21 protein-coding genes, 1 tRNA gene and 1 other RNA gene are annotated in these 22,980 nt (G+C 68.7%); 15 read left to right on the top strand and 8 right to left on the bottom strand.

All coding sequences use genetic code 11. The annotated features are described in order from the left end of the window. Positions 1-936: 936 nt before the first annotated feature. The 4 genes from BAW75_RS23505 to BAW75_RS33250 all read left to right on the top strand — a co-directional run bounded on the left by BAW75_RS23505 (position 937) and on the right by BAW75_RS33250 (position 5,504). The gene (locus tag BAW75_RS23505; RefSeq protein WP_146074894.1) at positions 937-1,794 is read left to right on the top strand and encodes an RNA polymerase sigma factor; all 858 of its coding nucleotides are present in this window, start codon (positions 937-939) and stop codon (positions 1,792-1,794) included. Further along, complete coding sequence (locus tag BAW75_RS32145) at positions 1,781-3,541, top strand: hypothetical protein (protein ID WP_146074893.1); 1,761 nt, start codon at positions 1,781-1,783, stop codon at positions 3,539-3,541. The genes BAW75_RS23505 and BAW75_RS32145 overlap by 14 nt, the downstream gene beginning before the upstream one ends. A 943-nt stretch (positions 3,542-4,484) precedes the next feature. Continuing rightward, complete coding sequence (locus BAW75_RS23495; protein WP_244206236.1) at positions 4,485-5,375, top strand: ISAs1 family transposase; 891 nt, start codon at positions 4,485-4,487, stop codon at positions 5,373-5,375. Positions 5,376-5,378: 3 nt separating this feature from the next. Beyond that, positions 5,379-5,504, top strand: a complete 126-nt coding sequence (locus BAW75_RS33250) for a hypothetical protein (protein WP_275937809.1) — start codon at positions 5,379-5,381, stop codon at positions 5,502-5,504. 239 nt (positions 5,505-5,743) lie between these two features. On the opposite strand, the gene BAW75_RS23490 is transcribed toward BAW75_RS33250, so the two are convergent. The 4 genes from BAW75_RS23490 to BAW75_RS23470 all read right to left on the bottom strand — a co-directional run bounded on the left by BAW75_RS23490 (position 5,744) and on the right by BAW75_RS23470 (position 8,387). Beyond that, positions 5,744-6,523 (bottom strand): transposase family protein, encoded by a 780-nt coding sequence (locus tag BAW75_RS23490; protein ID WP_104114946.1) that lies wholly within the window; start codon positions 6,521-6,523, stop codon positions 5,744-5,746. Positions 6,524-6,690: 167 nt separating this feature from the next. Then, the gene (locus BAW75_RS23480; RefSeq protein ID WP_043327830.1) at positions 6,691-7,212 is read right to left on the bottom strand and encodes a hypothetical protein; all 522 of its coding nucleotides are present in this window, start codon (positions 7,210-7,212) and stop codon (positions 6,691-6,693) included. Continuing rightward, the gene (locus tag BAW75_RS23475) at positions 7,209-7,823 is read right to left on the bottom strand and encodes a hypothetical protein (protein WP_104114945.1); all 615 of its coding nucleotides are present in this window, start codon (positions 7,821-7,823) and stop codon (positions 7,209-7,211) included. The genes BAW75_RS23480 and BAW75_RS23475 overlap by 4 nt, the downstream gene beginning before the upstream one ends. 51 nt (positions 7,824-7,874) lie before the next feature. After that, positions 7,875-8,387: an NUDIX domain-containing protein gene (locus BAW75_RS23470; RefSeq protein WP_104114944.1), complete on the bottom strand. Its 513-nt coding sequence runs from the start codon at positions 8,385-8,387 to the stop codon at positions 7,875-7,877. Positions 8,388-8,540: 153 nt separating this feature from the next. Here BAW75_RS23470 and BAW75_RS23465 point away from each other — a divergent pair, with 153 nt between their 5' ends. Next, on the top strand, positions 8,541-8,873 hold the full coding sequence (locus tag BAW75_RS23465; protein WP_104114943.1) for a YciI family protein: 333 nt from the start codon (positions 8,541-8,543) through the stop codon (positions 8,871-8,873). Continuing rightward, on the top strand, positions 8,870-10,090 hold the full coding sequence (locus BAW75_RS23460; RefSeq protein ID WP_104114942.1) for an RNA polymerase sigma factor: 1,221 nt from the start codon (positions 8,870-8,872) through the stop codon (positions 10,088-10,090). Before BAW75_RS23465 ends, BAW75_RS23460 begins: the two co-directional genes overlap by 4 nt. A 58-nt stretch (positions 10,091-10,148) precedes the next feature. On the opposite strand, the gene BAW75_RS32140 is transcribed toward BAW75_RS23460, so the two are convergent. Next, a complete protein-coding gene (locus BAW75_RS32140; RefSeq protein ID WP_146074892.1) occupies positions 10,149-11,003 on the bottom strand; it encodes a hypothetical protein in 855 nt (284 codons plus the stop codon). Between the two features lie 326 nt (positions 11,004-11,329). Continuing rightward, positions 11,330-11,414 (bottom strand) — tRNA-Ser (locus BAW75_RS23455). Positions 11,415-11,495: 81 nt separating this feature from the next. Here BAW75_RS23455 and ffs point away from each other — a divergent pair. From ffs to BAW75_RS23410, 9 genes are all read left to right on the top strand, one after another. After that, positions 11,496-11,585, top strand: an RNA gene (gene ffs, locus BAW75_RS23450) — signal recognition particle sRNA small type. A gap of 107 nt (positions 11,586-11,692) precedes the next feature. Beyond that, positions 11,693-14,548, top strand: coding sequence for a DNA polymerase III subunit gamma and tau (locus BAW75_RS23445; protein ID WP_104114941.1), 2,856 nt, complete (start codon positions 11,693-11,695; stop codon positions 14,546-14,548). Between the two features lie 108 nt (positions 14,549-14,656). Continuing rightward, complete coding sequence (locus tag BAW75_RS23440) at positions 14,657-14,965, top strand: YbaB/EbfC family nucleoid-associated protein (protein WP_030502117.1); 309 nt, start codon at positions 14,657-14,659, stop codon at positions 14,963-14,965. Between the two features lie 8 nt (positions 14,966-14,973). After that, positions 14,974-15,567, top strand: coding sequence for a recombination mediator RecR (recR, locus tag BAW75_RS23435; protein ID WP_069088852.1), 594 nt, complete (start codon positions 14,974-14,976; stop codon positions 15,565-15,567). 322 nt (positions 15,568-15,889) lie between these two features. Then, entirely contained in the window at positions 15,890-17,554 is a 1,665-nt protein-coding gene (locus BAW75_RS23430) for an ABC transporter substrate-binding protein (protein WP_104114940.1), read from the top strand. A gap of 78 nt (positions 17,555-17,632) precedes the next feature. Then, positions 17,633-18,637 (top strand): ABC transporter permease, encoded by a 1,005-nt coding sequence (locus tag BAW75_RS23425; protein ID WP_069089549.1) that lies wholly within the window; start codon positions 17,633-17,635, stop codon positions 18,635-18,637. Further along, on the top strand, positions 18,634-19,602 hold the full coding sequence (locus BAW75_RS23420) for an ABC transporter permease (RefSeq protein WP_104114939.1): 969 nt from the start codon (positions 18,634-18,636) through the stop codon (positions 19,600-19,602). Before BAW75_RS23425 ends, BAW75_RS23420 begins: the two co-directional genes overlap by 4 nt. 9 nt (positions 19,603-19,611) lie before the next feature. Continuing rightward, positions 19,612-20,727 carry an ABC transporter ATP-binding protein gene (locus BAW75_RS23415; RefSeq protein WP_104114938.1) on the top strand — a complete coding sequence of 372 codons (1,116 nt, stop codon included), beginning with the start codon at positions 19,612-19,614 and terminating at the stop codon, positions 20,725-20,727. Continuing rightward, positions 20,724-21,827: an ABC transporter ATP-binding protein gene (locus BAW75_RS23410; RefSeq protein ID WP_104114937.1), complete on the top strand. Its 1,104-nt coding sequence runs from the start codon at positions 20,724-20,726 to the stop codon at positions 21,825-21,827. The genes BAW75_RS23415 and BAW75_RS23410 overlap by 4 nt, the downstream gene beginning before the upstream one ends. A gap of 56 nt (positions 21,828-21,883) precedes the next feature. On the opposite strand, the gene BAW75_RS23405 is transcribed toward BAW75_RS23410, so the two are convergent. Together BAW75_RS23405 and BAW75_RS23400 are read right to left on the bottom strand one after the other, a co-directional pair. Next, positions 21,884-22,330, bottom strand: a complete 447-nt coding sequence (locus tag BAW75_RS23405) for a hypothetical protein (RefSeq protein ID WP_069089553.1) — start codon at positions 22,328-22,330, stop codon at positions 21,884-21,886. After that, a complete protein-coding gene (locus tag BAW75_RS23400) occupies positions 22,312-22,971 on the bottom strand; it encodes an HNH endonuclease family protein (RefSeq protein ID WP_069089554.1) in 660 nt (219 codons plus the stop codon). Before BAW75_RS23400 ends, BAW75_RS23405 begins: the two co-directional genes overlap by 19 nt. Positions 22,972-22,980 lie beyond the last annotated feature (9 nt).

Raw genomic sequence — 22,980 nt, 5'->3', positions numbered from 1 at the left:
ATGGCCTTCGGCTTCCACTCATCCGAAGCCCTCATTGCCATGGCCATGCTCAGCCTCGGCGGCCACCGACCCGAACTACCCCGCCCATGAACACCCGACCCACACATCCGTCACAAGACCCATATTTTTTCGCCTTCTATCGTGGCGATGGCTCGACTCGTCGCGAACGGGGAACCTCGCGTGTACGGTTGATCATCTTCTGCGCGCCAGTGGCGTTGGCGATGGACTGCACGGTCATGACGTGATCGTTTGTGGTGCGCGCGGACCCTGGTCGAGGTGCCGCCACCTTGATCGATGCCGAGGGCGTGCCGCAGGCGTGAGGTAGCCTGCCCGCGACCCCACGGTCTATCGGCGGCGACACAGTGAAGTGCGGAACCCCTCAAAGCGCCGCCAAGGGTCTAATAGCTGGTTGTTCGCCATCAAGCCCACCATTTAGGGCGTCGTGATAAGTGAATGACTATATATGCACTCGGAGATTCTGCTAGACGCCATCTGGCGCTGCAGCGGAAGGGACCCGTCGATGCTCACCACTCGATCACCGTGTGGAACAAGAGCAGTGCGCCGCCGGCTGCGCCACCGCCCAACAGCACAGCTGTCGGAACGGAGCGATCGTTCAAGAATGACAGTGCACCGGCAAGCAGGCCGACGAGGAGTGCCAGCAATAGCACTACAGCGGCGCGGACCGTCAGTAGCGGACGGGGCGGAGACGGGGTCACAGCAGCCTCCCAAAGGTGATGAACGGACACCGGCTCATAGGTGGCGATTAGTGCCCTGCCCCACGCAGAGCAGTGGATTACCGATCACGGTGAAGATCACGCAAGAAGTTCGAGAATTTCCGTGGGCTACATGGCAAGGACCCACCTACAAGCACTGACCGATGGGGACTGAACCTGCAACCGCAGGGCGAAACGAGACAACCGGAGGAAGCGGGCAGTGATGGGCGTCGGCAAGGCGGGGGGTGAGAAGCCATCAGCACGCGTGAGTCCTGCCATGGTGCAGCCCTCGAACCAACTCGGCCCCGCGGGCTACGAAGCGGTGCCCTTCGATGCGTATACCAACATGGCTCCGCAGCTCGTCAACGGGAGCAGTCTGGACGAGACGATGGCTCGCCGTAGAGCCGACCGGCAGGTGCTCCATGAGTTAACTGCCTGCAACTTTACCGGCCCGCGCTACCGAAGGTTCGAGGACGAACTGGCCGCCTACGGTTTGTCGGTGCTGCAGGGCTTGATGCACTCCGGCTACATCTTCCGCCTCACGGCCGCCCAGGGGTTCACACTGCACCCCAGCGACGCCGAGCTGGAGGAGCTGTTCAGGGACGCTGACGCACGGGATGAGTTGGCAATTATGACCGTAGCCCTCGCGTTGATCCGTTTCCGCGAGGACGCCCTGATCAGGGGTGGATGGCGCGTTGAGGCGGGTGCCAGTCTTTCCACCTACTTTATTGGCACTTGCTTGTACATATTCCCGAATGAGCTGCGCAAGTGGCGGTCCCAGCGTAAGAGGTGGTCGCTGCAAAATAATGAGCACTGGGCGCTGATCGAGCCGGATGAGGATGTCACCTCCGACCCGGCGGTGCTTGCGCTGGGCAAAATCCGTGTGTGTGCCGCCCTTAAGCGCCTTGACGAGCGCACTCGCGCAATCGTTGCGCTCACTATCGATGGCTACACCCAGCAAGAGATTGCCGATCTCCTCGGCGAGACGTCTGTTCGAGCCGTTGAGGGTGTGCTACGTCGATGGCGCATGAAGGAGAAACTGAACAAGCAGTGGGGAGGGGAACCGGATGAAAAAGAGTGACAGAGAGTTCGACGAGTTGCTAAAGCGCTCTTCGCTCGGCAAACGCGATGCCCAGCCTGGCCAGGACGGGCGGCGAGAGCACGTAGAGGTCGTGCGTAAGATCGTCGACCTCCGCCGCCGAATGAGTAATCCGGTGCAGCCCGGTGACCCGGAAACCGCGGCTATTGAGCTTTCGCGGCTCTTCTTTGATCTCGGCTACGTCGGGCAAGCTGAGCAGGTACTGCTCGAGAGACCCGCGAGACCGGCGCAGTCGCCCAGCGTGGCCACCTTCCCCGGGTCGAATCGACCCTTCGCGGTGGTGGTCGGTCCTAGGCGTAGCAGGCGTCGGGCCGTGGTTGGGGCGCTGCTCGGCATGCCGGAGCTGGACCTGCCGGTGGCGCCGGATAGCTCAATCGTTCTGAAATATGGAAATGAGACTGGCGTCTTGGCCTATGTTCCTGGCCATCGCGCCCCTCAGCCCTACGAAGACCCGACAGGTCAGACCCTGGCGCGGCCGCCGCGGCGGATTGAGCTAACCCTCCCACAGTCGTTACTACGGCACTTCGAGCTCGTGTATACGGCAGACAACGAGATGCTCGGCCTCGCTGGGCGCCGAGTGGCGCTCGATGCTGCAAGGCGCGGCGGTGCTCTTCTCTACGTCACCTCGGCCGATCAGCCGTTCGATCCGGCAGATCTGGACCTACTGGCGAAGGTGGCGAGCGGGCCCGTGGTTACGAGCTTTGTTGTGACGCCGAGAGCCGACGACGGCTGGTGCACGGCTGCGGGGCCGGCCAAGCCGGACGGGGTTAAGCAGACCTCAGCGGCTCTCGCCGCTCAGCGGGCAGCACTGCTGGCCGCCGTGCCAGCGCTAACCGACGCGCGGTGGTTCGTAGTGGACCCGGGAACCAATGACATCGCACAGTTGCGCCGCGCTCTGGTTGCTTGGGCTGCTGACGACGGTATTCGCCGGTCAAGCGACGTTCTGCCGCCTATCGTCTCCGGTCCTGAATGGACGAACCGGGTTGCCGCCGCCAACATCACGGCCACCGACATAGACAGAACGCACTGGATCGAGCGACTTAATCGCGCGGCTGGAATGGGTGCTCGATGGGTAGGGCAAGCTCTTGCCCTGGAGTTGGCCAACATCCACCTGCGCTGCACACATGAGTTGATGTTCGGTGGGGAGCGCTCTGGATTTCCGGGTCTGCTCGATCGCGAATTGCACGCCCTGTCCCTGTTTGCGACAGCGGCGTGCGACGGGCGGGTACAGGATATTTTGCAAGATCTTACCCATGTCTTTGGTGAAACCGCCTTGAGCGACATCGTGACGGAAGGGTTGACCACCGCCGTGCGTCAGCGCTTTGCGGACCACCGCGGCGAAAAACTAAACAGGCAGCTGCTCGTCACCAGTTCAGGAGCGATAGCTGGCCTCTCCGGACTCGGTGCGGTAGAAGCCCTTGGCGTTTTCCCCTCGGACTCCGATAGCGGCATCCTGCCGCCGGTCGGTCTAGCTCTCGCCGACGGTTGCTATCGGCAATGGAGCAACATCAATAGTGTAGACGCTAATCGTGCCAGAGCCTGGGTGCAAAGGGCTTTACGCGAGGTTGAGTCCGAGCTCAAGCGTGAGGTAACTCGCCGTTTCGATGTGCTTCGTCTCGTGCTGACCACCGTTCTGGCCGATCAGCCGCCGCTGCTTGGCCTTGGCGACCAAGGCGTTGCGGCGCGTTCGGCGAGCTCAACGGCCCAACGCCTTAATGACGAGTTTTGATGGGGCGAATTCAGGGGATGCCCGGCAGGTGAGGGTTAAGGCCCGAGGGCCTGGCTTTTTGTGGCGCAGGCTGCTCGGGCTCTGGCCACCTTTGCGGGGGATCGAAAGGGCTCGGCAAGTACTTCGGTCATGAGCGCCAAGACGAGATCGTCATCTTCCGGTGCCGCGGGATCGACGAAGTCTCCGTGCGTCATCTCGTTTCCGAGGCGGCGCACTTCATGGGCCGCCTGTCTGACGTTTTCTCATGAGTTCTTGGTTGCCCATTTCGTCAATCTTCGCCGCCAACCCGCTGTTTTCGATGCCCTTCTCCTTGGCGGTTTCCTCAATTATGGAACGTGCAGTTAGGCAGCTCCCCGCAGGTTCAGGCTTTCCGCGCAGCGGTGTTCCTCCGATGCCGCACCTCCTATTCGTTCAGGCACGTCGGGGAAGCTCCCTGCAGTGGTTCCGGCCGGGGGCCACCACAAGAATTCGCGAGGTCGCAGAAGAAGGATAGGGTGTCGCTAACCCTCTCGCTATCCGGATAGCTGTCGGCCTCAACGGAGGCAATCATCAGTCCCGAACAACCATCGCACCTGTAGTAGACCATTGTCGTTGCCGTGAACGTCTCGGGGTCCATGAACCAAGTCGCCGCTTGTGATCCGTCCACGTACGCCATCAGGGCCTCGGCAAAGTCGTGACGCTGTCCGACTTGAGGCTTCTGGAGTAGAAGCGCCAGCGTTGGTGGCAGCAAGACGGGCATGACCGGCTCAGAAGATCATCAAGGTTCCTACGCCACGGTGATCGATCCGAAGTGAGTCATGCCCGCTCTGCCATCATCGCTGATCTCGTCTTTGTCCGATGCACCGGCTCTGACTGTGTCCGAAACCGCTGGCGGGCTGCCCGCAGCACTGGCCGGAGTGCCTGATCCACGGGCTCGCCGCGGTGTGCGGCATCGGTTGTGGTGGTGACCGCGGTGGTGTGTGCCGTGGTAGCCGGCTACCGCTCGTACTCCGCGATCGCGGAGTGGGTGGCCGACGTCCCGGACGAGACGGCCGAGGCGCTGGGTATCGCCGCTGACCGGCGCCCGTCGGAGACGATGATCCGCCGGTTACTGCAGGCCCTGGACCCGGATGTGCTGACCACGGCGATCAGCGGCTGGCTCGTCGGCCGGGCCACGACCAGCGCCTCGGGCAGCCTGCGGGCGATCGCGGTCGACGGCAAGACGCTACGCGGATCCCGCACCGCCGTCACCGCCGCCGATCACGTGATGGCCGCCTGTGATCAGGGCACCGGTGTGGTCCTGGCCAGCACCGACGTCGACGGTAAGACCAACGAGATCACCCGCTTCCGGCCGCTGCTCGACCAGATCGGCGACCTGCGCGACACGGTGATCACCGCCGACGCGCTGCACTGCCAGCGCGAACACGTCGCCTACCTCGCCGAACGCGGCGCGCACTGGATCCTGACCGTCAAAGCCAACCAGCCCCACCTGCACGCCCAACTCGCCGGCCTGCCCTGGCGGGCCGTCCCCGACGCCACCCGCCACGACGACCGCGGGCACGGCCGCCGCGAGATCCGCACGTGCAAGATCCTGACGATCGCCACCGGCATCGACTTCCCACACGCCGCCCAGGCCATCCAGGTCCGCCGCCGACGGCGACGCCTCGATGAGCCGAAACGCTTCACCACCGAGACCGTCTACGCCATCACCGATCTGCACGTCCACCAGGCGAAACCGGATCAACTGGCCGTGTGGATCCGCGGCCACTGGTCCATCGAAAACAAAATCCACTGGGTCCGCGATGTCACCTACGACGAAGACCGCAGCCAGATCCGTACCGGCACCGGACCGTAGGTCATGGCCGCCCTACGCAACGCCGCCATCGGCGCCCTACGCCTCGCCGGGGTCACCAACATCGCCGCCGCCAACCGGCACCACGCCCGCGACAGCAGCCGGACACTGGCCCTCCTCGGCATCACCTAACAACTTTGCCGGGGCCCTGCGTACGCCATGTGGGCGTACCGCTGGCACCAAGCGCAGTAAGCTCTTGCCATCTGGGGAAGCCGACGTCCCAATCGAGGCACGACCCACCCATGCCTAGGCCCGGGCTACTCGACGTTGGGGGGCTGGGTGGGGAAGGTTGTCCTTGCCGGGTGTGGATGAAGCTGCCACCATCAACTGCCTCTTGAGTGGCGGAGGAGGACTCAACCGTGGAGCCCTTTTCATCCTGCATGACGGTTGGCTTCGACGTGGTGCAGAACGAGGATGGCCTGCACGATCGGGGTCGCTCGCCGTGGGCAGGAGCGCAGCTTGTTCAGGATTTTCCAGGTCTTGAGGGTGGCGATCGCGTGTTCGCCGCGAGCGTGGATTTTTGCGTGGGCGCGGTTCACGGCCTTCTGCCGGCGTGACAGCTTCGGGCGGAAGCGGCGCCGTTTGAACGGGGTGCGCACGCTGCCGAGGGCTTCTTGGTAGCCCTTATCGGCGAAGGTCATCACGTCTGCCGGGGTCAGCGCCGCGATGATGCCGTGGGTTCGGGCTGCGGTCAGGTCATGGACCGAACCGGGCAGCGCCGGTGAGGCCCAGGCGAGCCGGCCAGCGGCATCGGCGATGACCTGCACGTTCACGCCGTGGTGCTTGTGTTTTCCCGAGTAGTACGGCTTCTGGTCCGCGACCCGGTCGATCGGAATCAGGGTGCCGTCCAGGATTGCGTACGCCAGTCGGCGGATCCGTTCCATGGCGGTGGCCAGGTCATTGGCGGCCGTTGCGAGCAGGACTATCGCTTCTTGCACGTAGCGCCAGGTGGTGGCGAGGCCGACCTCGAAGCCGGCCGCGAGTCGGGTGTAGGTGTCGCCGTTACGCAGGTGGGCGAGAGCGAGCAGCGCCTGCCGGCCGGGTTCCAGGCGCCGCCATCGGGATCGGCGCTGTTTACGGTGGCCGCGGATCCGTTCGAGGTGGTTCCGGGTGCGGCTGGACAACGGAATCGTGGCGGGGTAGGACATCATGGCGAGGCTCCCGGTCGGGGCTTCGAGTCTTGGTCGACAGCTCTCCTACCTGGAGCCTCGCACCCATCGATCACCGGGCCTGCCGCACCCGTCCTGAGCTGCAAGATGATTTTGGAAAAGGCTCGTGGATGCGGAAGCCGTCTCGACGGTTCACCGTGACGTGAATTTCAGCAGGGGCCGTAGCCCTCGTCGAAGAGGCGGCGGGCCCAGTCCGCGTACCCGGCGATGATCTCGCGGACGGTGACGCCGTCGTGCAGGAACAGGTACGCGCGGTCGCCGTCGCGGGCGAGCAGCCCGGCGAAGCGGTGACTGCCGGGCGGCGCCGGCAGGTCGGTGGCGCCGGGGTACGCGGCGCGGACCTCGCCGATCGGCGTGCCGGCGCTGATGCCCTCGGGTGTGCTCATCGGGTCGTCCAGCCAGAGCAGGACGAGCCGGTCGTCGACGAAGATCGGGCTGACCGCCCCGTGTCCGACGAGTGCGGGCCCGCAGGCCTCCTCGTCGGCGCGCAGCACGCCGCGGCGGGTCAGGTCCGCCTCGGTGGCGCCGAACTCCGCGTCGCGCAGGCCCTCCAGGCTGACCACCTGGGCGGCGCCGACGGGCCGGGCCGGCCACTGTGGATGAACGCCGCTGCCCGCCACTGATGCGGCAGCAAGCAGTACGGCAATAAAGCCGAATTGTCGTAATTTCATGCAATCCCCCAGTCACCAACGGGACCGGGGCGATGAGGTTGCTGGTGCTGGCCGGATTGGCGAAGTTCCCACTCTTCGGCCAGCTCGTCCCAGTAGTCGGCGGACAGCCCGCGCCGGCCGTGCGTCAGCCAGCCGTCGGTGTCGCGCTCCAGGTGCAGGCCCAATTCCGCGAACGGGTCGATCCACGCGCCCGGCTCCGCGCCCAGCCTGGCCAGCGCCGTGTTGATCGGCCACTCGGTACGCGGCCGGTCCAGCGCGGCGTCGTACCGCGGCCCCCAGCTCACCTCGCCGCCCAGCCACACCACCGCCGACTGGTGGCCCAGCCCGCCCGCGAACTCCGCCTCCAGGTACGCGACCGGCCCGCTGGTGGACCAGCGGGCCATCACCTCCGCCAGCGGCGGCGAGAGCACCAGCCGGAACGGACGCTCGGCGCGCGGCTCGTCGGTGGCGAAGTCCGGCAGCCCGCCGGTCAGTTCCTGCACCAGTTGCGGGGTCACCGGCAGCAGCGCGAAGTCCTGACGGAGCGCGGCGAGTACCGCGTGGTCCAGGTCGGCGGTCTGCTCGCGTAGCAGCTCGACGTCGGCGACCACGGCGCTGAGCTGGTAACTCATCCGGTCCTCTCGGCGTCCACAGGCTGTGGATGGAACATGTGTACGACGGTCTCAGGCGGTTCCGTTGGTCAGATATCTCGGGCGTCCGTCGCTCAGCGCGGCCACCGCGTGACGCAGCCGATGCCAAACGTACGGGCGAAGCAGCGCCTGCGCATCATCGAGCGCGACGAATCGTGCGTCGGCCAGTTCGCCGTCAGCCGGTTTCAACGGCTCGGCGGGAGGCAGTGCACCGCCGTCGAAGATGAACATCAGGCTGTCGTCCCACGGGCCGTGCGGTGCGACCCAGTCCACCGCCAGCAACGGTCCGACGCGCAGTTCGAGACCCAACTCCTCGCGCACCTCCCGCTCGGCGGGCAGGTGCGGCGGCTCGTTCGCCTCCGCCATGCCGCCCGGCAGGTCCCAGTCCGGCTTGTAGCGCGGATCTACCAACAGGATGTCGCCGTCACCGTTGCGCAGCAGTACGTCGGCTCCCACCCGCTTCCGGGGCTGCCGCGCGTTGCCCTCGGCGAGGTGGGCCTGCCAGGCTGCCGGATCTCGCTCGTACAGGGGACGCTCGTCGGCCATACCGACGATTGTCGGCCGTCCTCACGCCGTCGGCAGCGGCCTCGGCGTTCGCGTACGAGAATCGCCTGGTCGATCTCGGCGGAGGTGGTCGGATCGGGGTGGAGGCGTTCGTAGCCGGGGTGACGGCGGCCGACGATAGTAAAAGAGGAACCGATGGCGCAGTACCTGATCTCCGTACTCGACGACACGACCGGCTCGGCCACCGAGGCGGAGATGGCCGCGATCGGTGAGTTCAACGAGCGGCTGCGCGCCGACGGCCACTGGGTCTTCGCCGGTGGGCTCGCGGCACCGGAGACGGCCACAGTCGTGGACGCGCGGGACGGGAACCCGGTGTTCACCGACGGCCCCTACGTGGAGACGAAGGAGTACGTCGGCGGATTCTGGATCGTCGAGGCGCCGGACTTCGACGTGGCGCTCCCGCTCGCCGCGCTGGCGTCGCAGCGGTGCAACAGGCGGGTCGAGCTGCGGCCGTTCCTGACCGCGTGACAGACATCGGCGAGGCGCTCACCCGGGTCCACCGCGAGGAGTGGGCCCGGGTGGTCGCCACGCTCGCCCGGCGCATCGGCGATCTCGACGTGGCCGAGGAGATGACCGCCGAGGCGTTCGCCGCCGCCGTCGAACGCTGGTCGGCCGACGGCGTACCGCCGAACCCCGGCGCGTGGCTCACCACAGTCGCGTACCGCAGGGCCGTCGACCGGATCCGGCGCGAGAGCCGGCGGGAGGACAAGCACCGGGAGGCGCTGATGCTGACCGACGTGCCGGAACCGCTCGGTGTCATCGACGACGACCGGCTCCGCCTGATCTTCACCTGCTGCCATCCGGCGCTGGCCATGGAAGCGCGGGTGGCGCTGACGCTGCGCCTGGTCGGCGGACTCACAGTGCCGGAGATCGCCCGGGCGTACCTGGTTCAGGAAGCCGCCATGAGCCGGCGGATCACCAGGGCCAAGACGAAGATCAAGGCGGCCGGGATCCCGTACCGGGTGCCGTCCCGCGAGGACCTGCCGGCCCGCGTCACCGGCGTGCTCGCCGTTCTCTATCTGGTTTTCAACGAGGGCTACCTCGCCTCCGACCCCGACAAGGAGGCGGTGCGCGCCGACCTGACCGGCGAGGCGATCCGGCTCACCCGGCTGGTCCGTACGCTGCTGCCCGACGACCACGAGGTCACCGGTCTCTTGGCGCTGATGCTGCTGACCGAGGCCCGCCGGCCCGCCCGGGTCTCCGCGACCGGCGAACTCGTCGTCCTCGCCGAGCAGGACCGCAGCGCCTGGGACCGCGACCTCATCGCCGAGGGCCACGCCCTGGTCCGCGCGTGCATCGCCGCCGGACGGCCGCCGGGCCGCTACCAGATCCTCGCCGCGATAAACGCCGTACACACCGACGCCCGCGACGCGCGGGACACCGACTGGTCGCAGGTCGCCGCGCTCTACGACCACTTGGTACGCGTCGACCCGTCGCCGATCGTGCGACTCAACCGGGCCGTGGCGGTCGCCGAACTGGATGGGCCGCAGGTCGCGCTCGCCGAGGTGGACGGGTTGCCGCTGGAGGGATATCACGCGTACCACGCGACGCGGGCCGAGCTGCTGCGGCGGATCGGGCGGGGTGGGGAGGCGCGGGAGGCGTACGAGCGGGCGATCGAGCTGGCGGGGAACAGCGCGGAGACGGCGTACTTGAAGCGGCGGCGGGACCAGCTGGGCACCGGGTGAGGAGTGCCTGCGAGAAGCGGACGGGGAATGCCGGCGCCTGCGCTGACCAGCACCGAACTCACTTCCTTTTCCCCTTTTTCCTCCCTTCATGTTTCCTGTAGGCTGCGCCGAGTCCTTCAAGAGTCTGGCTGGCGTTGTCGGCAAAGCCTTGTATGGCCGGCTCGGTCACGACGTGAACTATTGTATGGCCCTGATTGGCTGGCGTGACCGAGTTTCGCCACACCAGTGTTCCGCAATCGACACGCCAGAGCTTCAGTTCGCCTGAACTGCTATCAAGACTGCATTTAAACAGGGGTGCATCGATCACTACGACGGGGAAGGCGACTAGAGATACCCTCTCGTCAGGGTTCTCGCTAGCCTCCTTTGCCGTCCAATGCGCGGCTTTAACGGCGGAGAGAGTAGCTTTATATGCAACGTCTTCCCGTTGATTCGGGCCGAGAGAGGCTCGAATGAGGTTGTGACCCGGATGATCCTCTACTCTCAGAAGAGGAAGGTTTTGAACGCTGCGGCGCAGTGCAGCCGCTCCTAGCCAGTCTCGCGCCGCCGGTGAGGATATTCGCTGCAATGCCGCAGCGATCGGGTGCAAGGGCTGCTCCTCTCCGCTAAAGAGGACCCAGGGCTTATCGGGGGCGCTCTTCGCCTCTATGCAAAGAGCGACTTCAAGCCAGCTCAAAAGGTTTTCGGAGTCCGCCTGCAGTGTGACGCGCACGTCGATCTCTCGGTAGCACTGAGCGTCGGTATCGTAATAGTAGTCGGATTGTTGGACTCGACCCCTGCCCTGGAAGGCTCTAGCCGTTCGAAGTTCGAGCGGGTAGCCCTGGTCATTAAGCCAACTGTGCAGCTTTTCTCTGAGTGGATCTGGTGGAGATTCGTCGGGGTCCCGTTGCGGGGGCGCTCCTTGCAGTTCGTGCATGACGCCATTAAATCGATTCGAATGGCGGCGAGCAACCTGGCCGTTATCTCGTCCCGGGAAGCGGGGGCGGAGGACCGAAGCAGCGGGAGTGGCCGCTGGGCCTACCCGGCACCTGGCACGTGCTGCGGTCTCCGACGCTCGGGGTCAGTTCTGGGAGCCGTTCATCCTGACGGTGGTCCCTCGATCACGTAGCTGGCGGAGGAGGGGGCCGTCAGCGAGCCGCAGCAGGGTGCGAACGAAACGACAAGTGAGACGAGGTGGCCCCAGGCACGACGCCGGGCCAGCCCTAGCTGGGCTGGCCCGGTCGTTTTTCCTGCTCAAGCGAGCGGAGGATACGAGATTCGAACTCGTGAGGGTGTAAACCCAACACGCTTTCCAAGCGTGCGCCCTAGGCCTCTAGGCGAATCCTCCGCGAGCCAGGATACAGGTCTCCCGACGGCGGGCCACCCCACCCTCCCGGAAGATCCACAACCCTTCGGGTAGGCTTGGCGTCACCTCCCGTGCGGCGGTACCTCGTGAACCTCCCCAGGGCCGGAAGGCAGCAAGGATAAGCGAGCTCTGCCGGGTGCACGGGAGGCCTTTCTGTCTCCCGGGCCGGGTAACGTCGCTGCGGGTCGGGTCACGGGGTGGTGGGTGGTCACCCGGGGCCGACCGGCGCAGAATGGCTCGGTCGAGAGGAGGCGGGACGGGTGGCACTGGCCCTTTACCGCAAGTACCGGCCGCGGACGTTCGCCGAGATCATCGGCCAGGATCACGTCACCGAGCCGTTGTCGCAGGCGCTGCGCAGCGGCCGGTTGAACCACGCGTACCTCTTCTCCGGCCCCCGGGGTTGCGGCAAGACCTCCAGCGCCCGGATCCTGGCCCGCTCGCTCAACTGTGAGCAGGGCCCCACGCCCGAGCCGTGCGGGCAGTGCGAGTCCTGCCGTTCGCTCGCGACCGACGGCGCCGGCTCGATCGACGTGATCGAGATCGACGCGGCCAGCCACGGTGGTGTGGACGACGCCCGTGAGCTGCGGGAGAAGGCGTTCTTCGCGCCGGCCCGTAGCCGCTTCAAGATCTACGTCATCGACGAGGCGCACATGGTCTCGTCGGCCGGCTTCAACGCGTTGCTGAAGCTGGTCGAGGAGCCCCCGGAGTACGTCAAGTTCATCTTCGCCACCACCGAACCGGAGAAGGTCCTCGGCACGATCAAGTCGCGGACCCACCACTACCCGTTCCGGCTGATCCCGCCGAAGGTGCTCCGTCCCTACCTTGAGCAGCTCTGCGAGGCCGAGGGCGTAACTGTCGACCCGGCTGTCTTCCCGCTGGTGGTCCGCGCCGGTGGCGGCAGCGCCCGGGACAGCCTCTCCGTACTCGACCAGCTCATCGCCGGCGCCGGCCCGGAGGGTGTCGGCTACGCCCGGGCCGCCGCGCTGCTCGGCGTCACCGACTCGGCGCTGATCGACGAGATGTGCGACGCGCTCGCCGCCGGTGACGGCGCCGCCGCGTACGCCACTGTCGACCGGGTCGCCGAGGCCGGCCACGACCCGCGCCGCTTCGCCTCCGACCTGCTGGAACGCCTCCGCGACCTGATCGTGCTCCAGCAGGTGCCGGATGCCGCCGCCAAGGGCCTCATCGACGGCCCGGCCGACCAGATCGAGCGGATGGCCGCCCAGGCGCAGCGCCTTGGCCCGGCCACGCTGTCCCGCTGCGCGGACATCGTGCACAACGGCCTGGTCGAGATGCGCGGCACCACGGCGCCCCGGCTGCTGCTGGAGCTGATCTGCGCCCGGATGCTGCTGCCCGGCGCGGACGACTCGTCCGGCGGCCTGCTCCAGCGCCTGGAGCGGATGGAACGCCGGCTGACGCTGGGCGGCGTCGAGCCGTCGCCGTCCGCGCACCCCACCCAGACCCCTGAGGTACGCCCGGCGGCTCCCGCCCCGGGCGCGGCTGCCGCCGCGGTCCACCCGGACACCGCCGGCACGCCGGCGGCTCCCGGTGCCCCGACCGGTGCCGCCGCCGCACGTGCCGCCGTAGCCGCCGCTGCCGGTTCCCGCAGCGCCGCGCCCGGTTCCCGCCCGGGCTCTGCCGTCGGGGCTACCGGCTCCCGTCCCGCCCCGGCCGGTGCGGCTGCCGACGCCGGCCCGGCCGCTGCCGATTCCGGCTCGTCGACGACCGAGGCGACAGCGGCTGCCGGAACTCACCCCGGCACGGATGCCGGGTTCTCCGCGTCGGCCTCCGAGCGGTCAACTGCCGGCCCGACGACTTCCGGTCAGGCCCCCGCCCGACGCCCGGTGCCGCCGTCTGCGGTGATGCCCGACCCCGCCACGCCCGAGCCGCCCCGCCCCGGCGCGGCGAATCCGGGGGCGCTCGACGCGGTGGCGGTGCGCCGGGTCTGGCCCGAGGTGGTAGGCAAGGTGAACCGGAGCAACAAGCGGATCGCCGCGCTGATGCGGGACGCGGTGGTGCGCGACCTGGACGGCGACACGCTCGTGCTGACCGTGAAGTCGACGGTGCTGGCGAAGATGATGGCCGACCACGCGGCCGTGCTGACCGACGCGCTCTACGAGGAGTTCGGCGGTCGCTGGCAGATCCGCTGCGAGGTGGCGGGCGAGCGCGGCGCCGCATCGCTCGGCGGCCCGTCCCGCCCGTCCGGCGCGGCACGAGCGCAGACCGACAGCACGCCCGACCGCGCACCGTCCGACAGCGTCCCGGGCCGCCCGGCGTCCGCTCCGACGGCTCCGGCGTCCGACACCCCACCCGGTCGCCCGGCCCCCGGAGTGGCGGTCAACGCTCAGGCGCGCTCCGATTCCGGCAGCTCGGGCGACTTCTTCCACTCGACCACACCCGACGCGAGCCGTCCGGGCTCGACGGACGCCGGACCGGGCCGTCCTGACTCCGGTGCTGCCGGTCGTCCGGCATCCGCCGGTCTCGGCGACGCCCCGGGACAGTCGGTGTCCGGCTCGGCCGGTGCCACGGGCAACCGAACCCTCGGCAGTCAGGGCGCGGCCGGGCAGGCCGACGAGGACGACTGGCCGGAGCCGGTGCGGCCCGGTGGCGCGGCGACCGCTGCCGCCTCGGCCGCGAGCGCCGGCGACGCGGAGGACTGGCCGGCGGCGGCACGTCCGGGCGGGGGCACGGCGACCGCTACCGCCCCTGTCGCCGTACCCAAGCCTGCCGCACCCCCGACGGCGCCGGCCGGTGGCGCGAGGCCGGGGGGCGGCGGGCCGAAGAACAGCGCGATCGCGGCGGCGCGTGCCGCAGCGGCGGCGGCTGCTGCCGGCGGTGGTCCCGGCAAGGGGTCGCGCGCGGCGCAGCCGGCGCGGAAGACGGCCGACGCCGAATGGGCGGGCGAGCCGCCCTACGACCCGGACTTCGACGGCCCGGTGCGGGGTGGGCGGGCGCCCGCCGCGGCGCCGGCCTACGAGGGGTTCGACCCGGGCGACGAGCCGCTCGACGACGTGATCGACGAGCGGACGGCCCGGCAGTCGAGCGAGGAGCAGGCGGTTCAGCTGCTGCGTGAGACGTTCGGGGCCGAGAAGATCGACGAGGTGGACGCGCGCTGAGCGCGCGCCGACCGAGAAGGAGCTGCGCCGTGGCCCGACTAGGCTGGGCGCGGCCGAGCAGACGAGTGGAAGAAGGAGCGGTCCGTGCGCCCAGGTGGACAGCCGAACATGCAGCAGATGCTGAAGCAGGCGCAGAAGATGCAGCAGCAGATCGCCAAGGCCCAGGCCGAGCTGGCCGAGGCGGAGCTGACCGGCACCGCCGGCGGTGGCCTGGTCACCGCCACAGTCGCCGGCACCGGTGAGCTGAAGGCGATCAAGATCGACCCGAAGGCGGTCGACCCGGAGGACGTCGAGACGCTCGAGGACCTGGTGGTCGCGGCCGTGCACAACGCCGCCGAGGCGGCCCGCGAGCTGACCGAGAAGAAGATGGGCCCGGTCGCGGGCGGCATGGGCGGCCTCGGCCTGCCCGGGTTCTGAGCCGGCAGATGTACGAGGGTGCCATCCAGGACCTGATCGACGAGCTGGGCCGGCTGCCGGGCGTGGGGCCGAAGAGCGCCCAGCGGATCGCGTTCCATGTGCTGTCGGCGGATCCGGCCGACGTGAACCGGCTGGCCGGCGCGCTGCGCAAGGTCAAGGACCTGGTCCGGTTCTGCACGACCTGCTACAACGTGGCCGAGTCGGAGCAGTGCCGGATCTGCCGCGATCCCCGGCGTACCGACGAGGTGCTCTGCGTGGTCGAGGAGCCCAAGGACGTGGTGGCGATCGAGCGGACCGGGGAGTTCCGCGGGCGCTACCACGTGCTCGGTGGCGCGATCAATCCGCTGGAGGGCATCGGTCCGGACAACCTGCGGATCCGTGAGCTGATGACGCGCCTCGGCAGTGGTTCGGTACGTGAGCTGATCCTGGCCACCGACCCGAACACCGAGGGCGAGGCGACCGCCACCTATCTGGCGCTGATGGTCAAGCCGATGGGGATCGCGGTGACCCGGCTGGCGAGTGGGCTGCCGGTCGGCGGCGATCTGGAGTACGCCGACGAGATCACGCTGGGCCGCGCGTTCGAGGGGCGCCGAGCCGTCTGAGTTGTGCCGCGTCGCTTCCGGCGGGTGCCCTGCGGGGTGCCCGCCGGACGTGTTCGCGCGCTGGAACCCGGCGCGCGCCGATCTGACACGAACGTGCGTCCGGGACCGGATCGACGTAATAAATTCGGCCTTCAAACCGACGAAAATTCGGCGCTAGGCAGTGTTCTCCTTCGAATCGAATGCCTCGATCCAGAACAGACACGATTCGATACCAACCCGCCCCCCGCCCGTTTCCGCGCCGTCCACCCGAGGGCTAAGGTCTGCGCACATCGGTGACCCTGTCACCACGTTGTCCGTACCCCCAAGGACGAGGTGAAGCACCATGCGTGCATCCAGGCCGAAGGTCGCAATCGCGGCCGTCGCGGTCGCGGCCCTCGCGGTTGCAGGCTGCGCCGAGAGCGACCGTGAGAGCGGCTCCGGAGGAAATAGCAAGAAGGACACCCTCGTCTTCGGCGTCGCCGGAGACCCGAAGGTGCTCGACCCCAGCTTCGCCAGCGACGGTGAGTCGCTGCGCGTGGCGCGCCAGGTCTTCGAGACGCTGGTCCGTCCGGAGGAGGGCGGCACCAAGGTGACGCCGGGCCTCGCGGAGTCCTGGACGCCGGACGCGGCGGGCACCACCTGGACCTTCAAGCTCCGCTCGGGCGTGAAGTTCCACGACGGCACCGACTTCAACGCCGAGGCCGTCTGCGCCAACTTCGACCGCTGGTACAACGCCAAGGGCCTCATGCAGAGCCCGGACGTGACCGCGTACTGGCAGGACGTCATGGGCGGGTTCGCCAAGAACGAGGACCCGGAGCTGGGGCCGAGCCTCTTCAAGTCCTGCACCGCCAAGGACGCCACCACTGTGGACCTCACGTTCACCCGGGTCTCCAGCAAGATCCCGGCCGCGCTGATGCTGCCGTCGTTCTCGATCCAGAGCCCCAAGGCGATGGAGCAGTACGACGCCAGCAACGTGACCGGCACCGCCGAGGACATCAAGTACCCGGCGTACGCGATGGAGCACCCGACCGGCACCGGCCCGTTCAAGTTCAAGGCGTGGGACATCGCGAACAAGACGCTCACCATCGAGCGCAACGACGACTACCACGGCGAAAAGGCCAAGCTGAAGACCATCATCTTCAAGACGATCTCGGACGAGAACGCCCGCAAGCAGGCGCTCCGCTCGGGTGACATCCAGGGCTACGACCTCGTCGGCCCGGCGGACGTGGAGCCGCTGAAGAAGGAGGGCTTCAACGTCCTCACCCGGCCCGCCTTCAACATCCTCTACCTGGCGATCAACCAGAAGGGGAACCCGAAGCTGGCCGACCTCAAGGTCCGGCAGGCCATCGCGCACGCGCTGAACCGGCAGGCCCTGGTCGACTCGAAGCTCCCCCCGGGCGCCAAGGTCGCGATGAACTTCTTCCCCGACACCGTCGAGGGCTGGAACGGCGACGTCACCAAGTACGACTACGACCCGGCCAAGGCCAAGGCTCTGCTGGCCGAGGCGGGCGCGTCGAACCTGACGCTGCGGTTCCACTACCCGACCGAGGTCACCCGGCCGTACATGCCGAACCCGAAGGACATCTTCGAGCTGCTCTCGGCGGACCTCAAGGCGGTCGGCATCAACGTCCAGGCCATCCCGCTCAAGTGGAGCCCGGACTACCTGAACGCCACCACCTCCGGCAACAAGCACGACCTGCACTTCCTCGGCTGGACCGGTGACTACGGCGACGCGTACAACTTCATCGGCACCTTCTTCGACCGCCAGAAGGACGAGTGGGGCTTCAACAACCCCGCGCTCTTCGCGCAGTTCAAGGACGCCGACACCACCGCCGACGTGGCGGCCCGGACGGAGAAGTACAAGGCGCTGAACAAGACGATCATGGACTTCCTGCCGGGTGTGCCGATCTCGCACTCCCCGCCGGCGATCGTGTTCGGCAAGGACGTGACCGGGGTCAAGGCGAGCCCGCTCACCGACGAGCGGTACTCGAGCGCAGAGTTCAAGTGATCTGAACGCACCGTACGCGGGCGGGCGCTGTGACCACAGCGCCCGCCCGCACCCCTCCGCACACCCTCCGAGGCGCCCGTGTTCCGGTTCATCGTCAGACGCCTGCTACAGCTGATACCAACGCTGTTCGGGCTCTCCGTTTTGCTGTTCATCTGGCTCCGCCGACTTCCCGGCGGTCCCGAGACCGCGATCCTCGGTGAACGGGGCACGCCCGAGTCCCGCGCCGCGATCCGGCGCAACCTCGGTCTCGACGAGCCGATCCTGGTTCAGTACGCCCGTTTCCTGCGGCGGATGATCCGGCTCGACCTGGGCACGTCGACCGGCACGAAGCGGGCCGTCACCACGGAGTTCCTGGAGCGGTTCCCCGGCACCGTCGAGCTGACCGTCATGGCCATGATCCTCGCGGTCGGCATCGGGATCCCGCTCGGCTACCTCGCCGCCCGCCGCCGCGGCCGGTTCCTCGACCACGCCTCGGTCGGCGGATCGCTCATCGGCATCTGCATCCCGGTCTTCTTCCTGGCGTACGTGCTCAAGGCGATCTTCGCCGAGAACCTGGGCTGGTTCCCCTCCAGTGGCCGTCAGGACCCGACCATCGGGGCGACCCGGGTCACCAACTTCTTCGTCCTCGACGGGATCATGACCCGCGAGTGGGACGCCGCCGCCGACGCGCTCTGGCACCTCGTGCTGCCGGGCATCGCGCTGGCGAGCATCCCGCTCGCGATCATCGTCCGGATCACCCGGGCCAGCGTCCTCGAGGTGCTCAACGAGGACTTCGTCCGGACCGCCGAGGCCAAGGGCCTGACCGAGCGGACCGTCCGTCGCCGGCACGTGCTGCGTAACGCGATGCTGCCGGTGGCCACCTCGATCGGTCTGCAGACCGGTCTCCTGCTCTCCGGCGCGGTGCTCACCGAGACCGTGTTCGCCTTCAGCGGCATCGGCGCGTTCGTCGCCGAGTCGATCAGCCAGCGCGACTATCCGGTGCTGATGGGCTTCATCATGATCATTGCGGTGGTGTACGTGCTGGTGAATCTCCTGGTCGACCTCTCCTACAGCGTGATCGACCCGAGGGTGAGGGTGCGATGACCATCACCGGAGGCAAGAAGCGCGAGAAGATCGACCGGCTCGCCGAACTGTCCGCCCGCGAGGACGAGCAGGGGGTGAGCCTCTGGAAGGAGGCGTTCCGCCGCCTGCGGCGCAACCCGGCGGCCATCATCGGCGTCGTCATCCTGGCCGTCTTCGTCCTGGTCGCGGTGATCGGGCCGTTCTTCGTCCCGTACAGCCCGACGGACTCGATCGGCATCCGGGAAGGGCTGGTCAAATCCGGCCAGGGCATCATCCCGGGCGCCTCCGCCGACCACTGGCTGGGCTTCGACCACCAGGGCCGGGACGAGTTCAGCCGGCTGGTCGTCGGGGCCCGGCAGACGCTGCTCGTCGGCGTGGTCTCCACCCTGATCGGTCTCGCGGTCGGCGCGCTGATCGGCGGCGTCGCCGGCGCGGCGGCCGGGCTGGGCGGACGCTGGGGCCGCTGGATCGACACCACCTTGATGCGCTTCATCGACATGCTGCTGGCCATGCCGAGCCTGCTGCTCGCGGTGAGCATCGCGGCGCTGCTCGGCGCCAGCCTCACCACCGTGATGATCGCCGTCGGTGTGGTGTCCGTGCCGATCTTCGCCCGGTTGCTGCGCGGCTCGATGATCGCGCAGTCCAACAGCGACTACGTGCTGGCGGCGACGGCGCTCGGCGTGAAGCGGTCGAAGATCGCCCTCACCCACGTGGTGCCGAACTCGATCGCCCCGGTCATCGTCCAGGCCACGCTGACGCTGGCGACCGCGATCATCGAGGCCGCCGCGCTCTCCTTCCTCGGCCTCGGCAACCCCGACTCGGCCATCCCGGAGTGGGGCGTCATGCTCGCCGACGCGCAGCCGTACCTGGGCATCCGGCCGGGCCTGGCGATCTACCCGGCGCTCGGCATCATCATCACCGCGCTCGGTTTCACCCTGCTCGGCGAGGCGATGCGCGAGGCCCTCGACCCGAAGCTGCGGAAGTAGGTCTCTCTCATGGCACTGCTCGAAGTGGACGACCTCTCCGTCACGTTCGCCCGGCGTGGGCAGCGCACCGTGCGCGCGGTGGACGGGGTGTCCTTCTCGGTCGACGCCGGCGAGGTGGTCGGCCTGGTCGGCGAGTCCGGCTGCGGCAAGAGCGTCACGTCGCTGGCGATCATGGGCCTGCTGCCGAAGCAGCCGGGCCTGCGGGTCGGCGGCAAGGCGGTCTTCGACGGCAGCGACCTGCTCCAGCTCGACGACCGGTCCCGCCGCGACATCCGCGGCCGGGACGTGGCGATGATCTTCCAGGATCCGCTCTCCTCGCTGAACCCGGTCATCCCGATCGGGCTGCAGGTGACCGAGGTGCTGACCCGCCACCGGGGGATGAAGGGCGAGGCGGCCGCCAAGGAGGCCGCCGAGCTGCTCGACCGGGTGGGCATCCCGGACCCGCGCCGCCGGCTCAAGGAGTACCCGCACCAGCTCTCCGGCGGCATGCGGCAGCGGGCGCTGATCGCCATGGCGGTCGCCTGCCAGCCCCGGCTGTTGATCGCCGACGAGCCGACCACCGCGCTCGACGTCACCATCCAGGCGCAGATCCTGGAGTTGCTGAAGGACCTGGTCCGCGACTCCGGCACCGCGCTGGTGATGATCACCCACGACCTCGGCGTGGTGGCCGGCATGTGCGACACCATCAACGTGCTCTACGCCGGCCGGGTGGTGGAGACGGCCACCCGCCGTCCGCTCTTCCGCCAGCCCCGGCACCCGTACACCGAGGGGTTGCTCGCTTCGGTGCCCCGCCTGGACGCCGGCCGTGGCGAACGGCTCAACCCCATCCCCGGCTCGGTGCGCGACGTGCTGCCCTGGCCGGACGGCTGCGCGTTCGCCCCGCGCTGCGCCCGCCGTGTCGACGAGTGCGTGGGCGAGCCGCCGGAGCTGGTGCTCACCCACGACGCGCGCAGCTACCGCTGCGTCAACCCGGTGCCGATCCCCGGCCTGACCCCGGAGGCGGAGGTCCGGGCCAGCGCGCCGACGACCGCCGAGCCGGGTACGGTGCCGGCCCAGGCCGAGCCGGCCGACCCGCCCGCGGCGCCCGGTTTCGGACCGGCGCCGCGCGAGGAGGAGACCCCATGAGCGACAACGACATCCTCGTCGAGGTCCGCGACCTGAAGGTGCACTTCCCGATCCGGCGGGGCGTGCTCTTCGACCGGACCGTCGGGCACGTCAAAGCCGTCGACGGGGTCGACCTGAGCATCCCGCGCGGCAAGACGTACGGGCTGGTGGGCGAGTCGGGCTGTGGCAAGTCCACGCTCGGCCGGGCGCTGCTGCAGCTCACCCCGCCGACCGCCGGCGAGGTGCAGTTCGACGGCGTCGAGCTGACCACGCTGCCGGCCGGCAAGCTGCGGACGATGCGCCGCCGGATGCAGATGATCTTCCAGGACCCGATGTCCAGCCTGGACCCCCGGCAGAACGTCGAGTCGATCCTCACCGAGGGCCTCCAGACCCACGGCATCGGCACCGACCGCAACGACCGGCGGCGGATCATCGGTGAGACGCTGGACGCGGTGGGACTGCCCAAGTGGGCGCTGTCCCGATACCCGCACGAGTTCTCCGGCGGCCAGCGCCAGCGCATCGGCATCGCCCGCGCGCTCGTCCTCGGCCCGGAGCTGATCGTCGCCGACGAGCCGGTCTCCGCGCTCGACGTGTCGATCCAGGCGCAGGTGGTGAACCTGCTGGACGAACTCCAGGACAGCCTCGGCCTGACCTACCTGGTCATCGCGCACGACCTGGCGGTGGTACGGCACATCTCCGACATCGTCGGCGTGATGTACCTGGGCGCGCTGGTCGAGGAGGCGCCGAGCGACCGGCTCTACACCGAGCCGCTGCACCCGTACACCCGGGCGCTGATGTCGGCGGTCCCGGTGCCGGACCCGGACGTGGAGGACCGGCGCGAGCGCATCCTGCTCGCCGGGGACCTGCCGTCGCCGGCCAACCCGCCGTCGGGTTGCCGGTTCCACACCCGCTGCCCGTGGGCGCAGCCGACCCGCTGCGCCGACGAGCGGCCGGAGCTGCGCCAGATCGGCGCCAGCCGGGTGGCCTGCCACTGGGCCGAGCAGATCGCCGCCGGTGAGCTGCGCCCGCACGAGGTGACCGCGAAGATCACCCGGCCGGAGGGCGAGGGTGAGGAGCCGGGCGTGGTCTCCGCGCCCAGCGAGCCCGGCTCGTACGTCTGATCAGACAAAGGCGCGTCCCCACCGGGCCGGGTGGGGACGCGCCTTTTGTCTGTCGGTCAGCCCTCGGGGCGGTTGAGCAGCCCCACCGCGATCGTGTGCACGGCGTCCAGCGCCGCCGGGTCGGCCAGCGGCGCGGAACCGCCGGTGACCGCGTACCACTCGTCGGCGTCCTTGTACTGCACCCGCAGCGTCACCCGGCCGTCGGCGTGCTCGGTGCGCAGCGTCAGCTCGCCGGTCACCACGCCCACCTCGTCGGTCATGACCCCGCCCGGACCGGGGACGATGTCGGTGGTCCGGTCCGCCGGTCCGGCCGGCGCGCCCCCGGCCGGCGCCCCCGGCACCGCGTCGGCGGTCATGCCCGCCCCGGCGACGTCCGCCGACTCCGGCTGCCGGCCGTCCGCCGTCATCCCGGCCGAGGCCGGACCGGCGGGTGCGGCGTCTGTCTCCGGCGTGCCCGCCGGGGCCGGTGTGGCGTCCGGCCCGGTCACGGTTTGCTCGCCCATGTGCAGCCCTCCAGCATGTCGGTGAGAGCGGCCTTCTCGGCACTTGTCACAGTCAGCCGCCAGTAGTGCTTGACCGTCACCCAGTCCGCCGCGTACTGACACCAGGACGACCGGTTCGGCGGCTTCCACTGGGACGGATCCTGGTCACCCTTTGCCCGGTTGGACCGCGCCGAAACCGCGATGAGCTGCGGCCGGGTCAGGTCGTTGGCGAAGTCGCCGCGCTTCGAGTCGTCCCACTCGTCCGCGCCCGACCGCCACGCGGCGGCCAGCGGCACCGTGTGGTCGATGTCCACGCCCGACGGATCGGTCAGCACCACCCCGTCGTAGACGCTCTCCCACCGGCCACCCACCACGTTGCAGCCGGACAGCTTGATGTCCTCGCCGTCGCGCTGCAGCACGCTGTCGCGTACGTCGCAGTTCTTGCCGGTGCCCCGCCAGTGCGGGAAGCGGGAACGGCTGTAGCCCTTCATCGACCCGGCGGTGGCCACTGTCAGCTCACCGAGCTGCTTGTTGACGTTCCCGGCGGCGCTCGGCGGCGCCTCCGGCTCGGTGACCGACACCTCGCAGCCGGCCACGCCGAGGGCGAGCACCGCGCTCAGCGCGGCCGCCAGCCCGGCTCGGGCTCCTGATCTCGTACGCACAGACGACAC

The organism is Micromonospora chalcea (assembly GCF_002926165.1).
Classification (GTDB): domain Bacteria; phylum Actinomycetota; class Actinomycetes; order Mycobacteriales; family Micromonosporaceae; genus Micromonospora; species Micromonospora chalcea.
The sequence above is the reverse complement of the archived record's forward strand: the minus strand, read 5'-3'. Positions and strand labels throughout refer to the sequence as shown.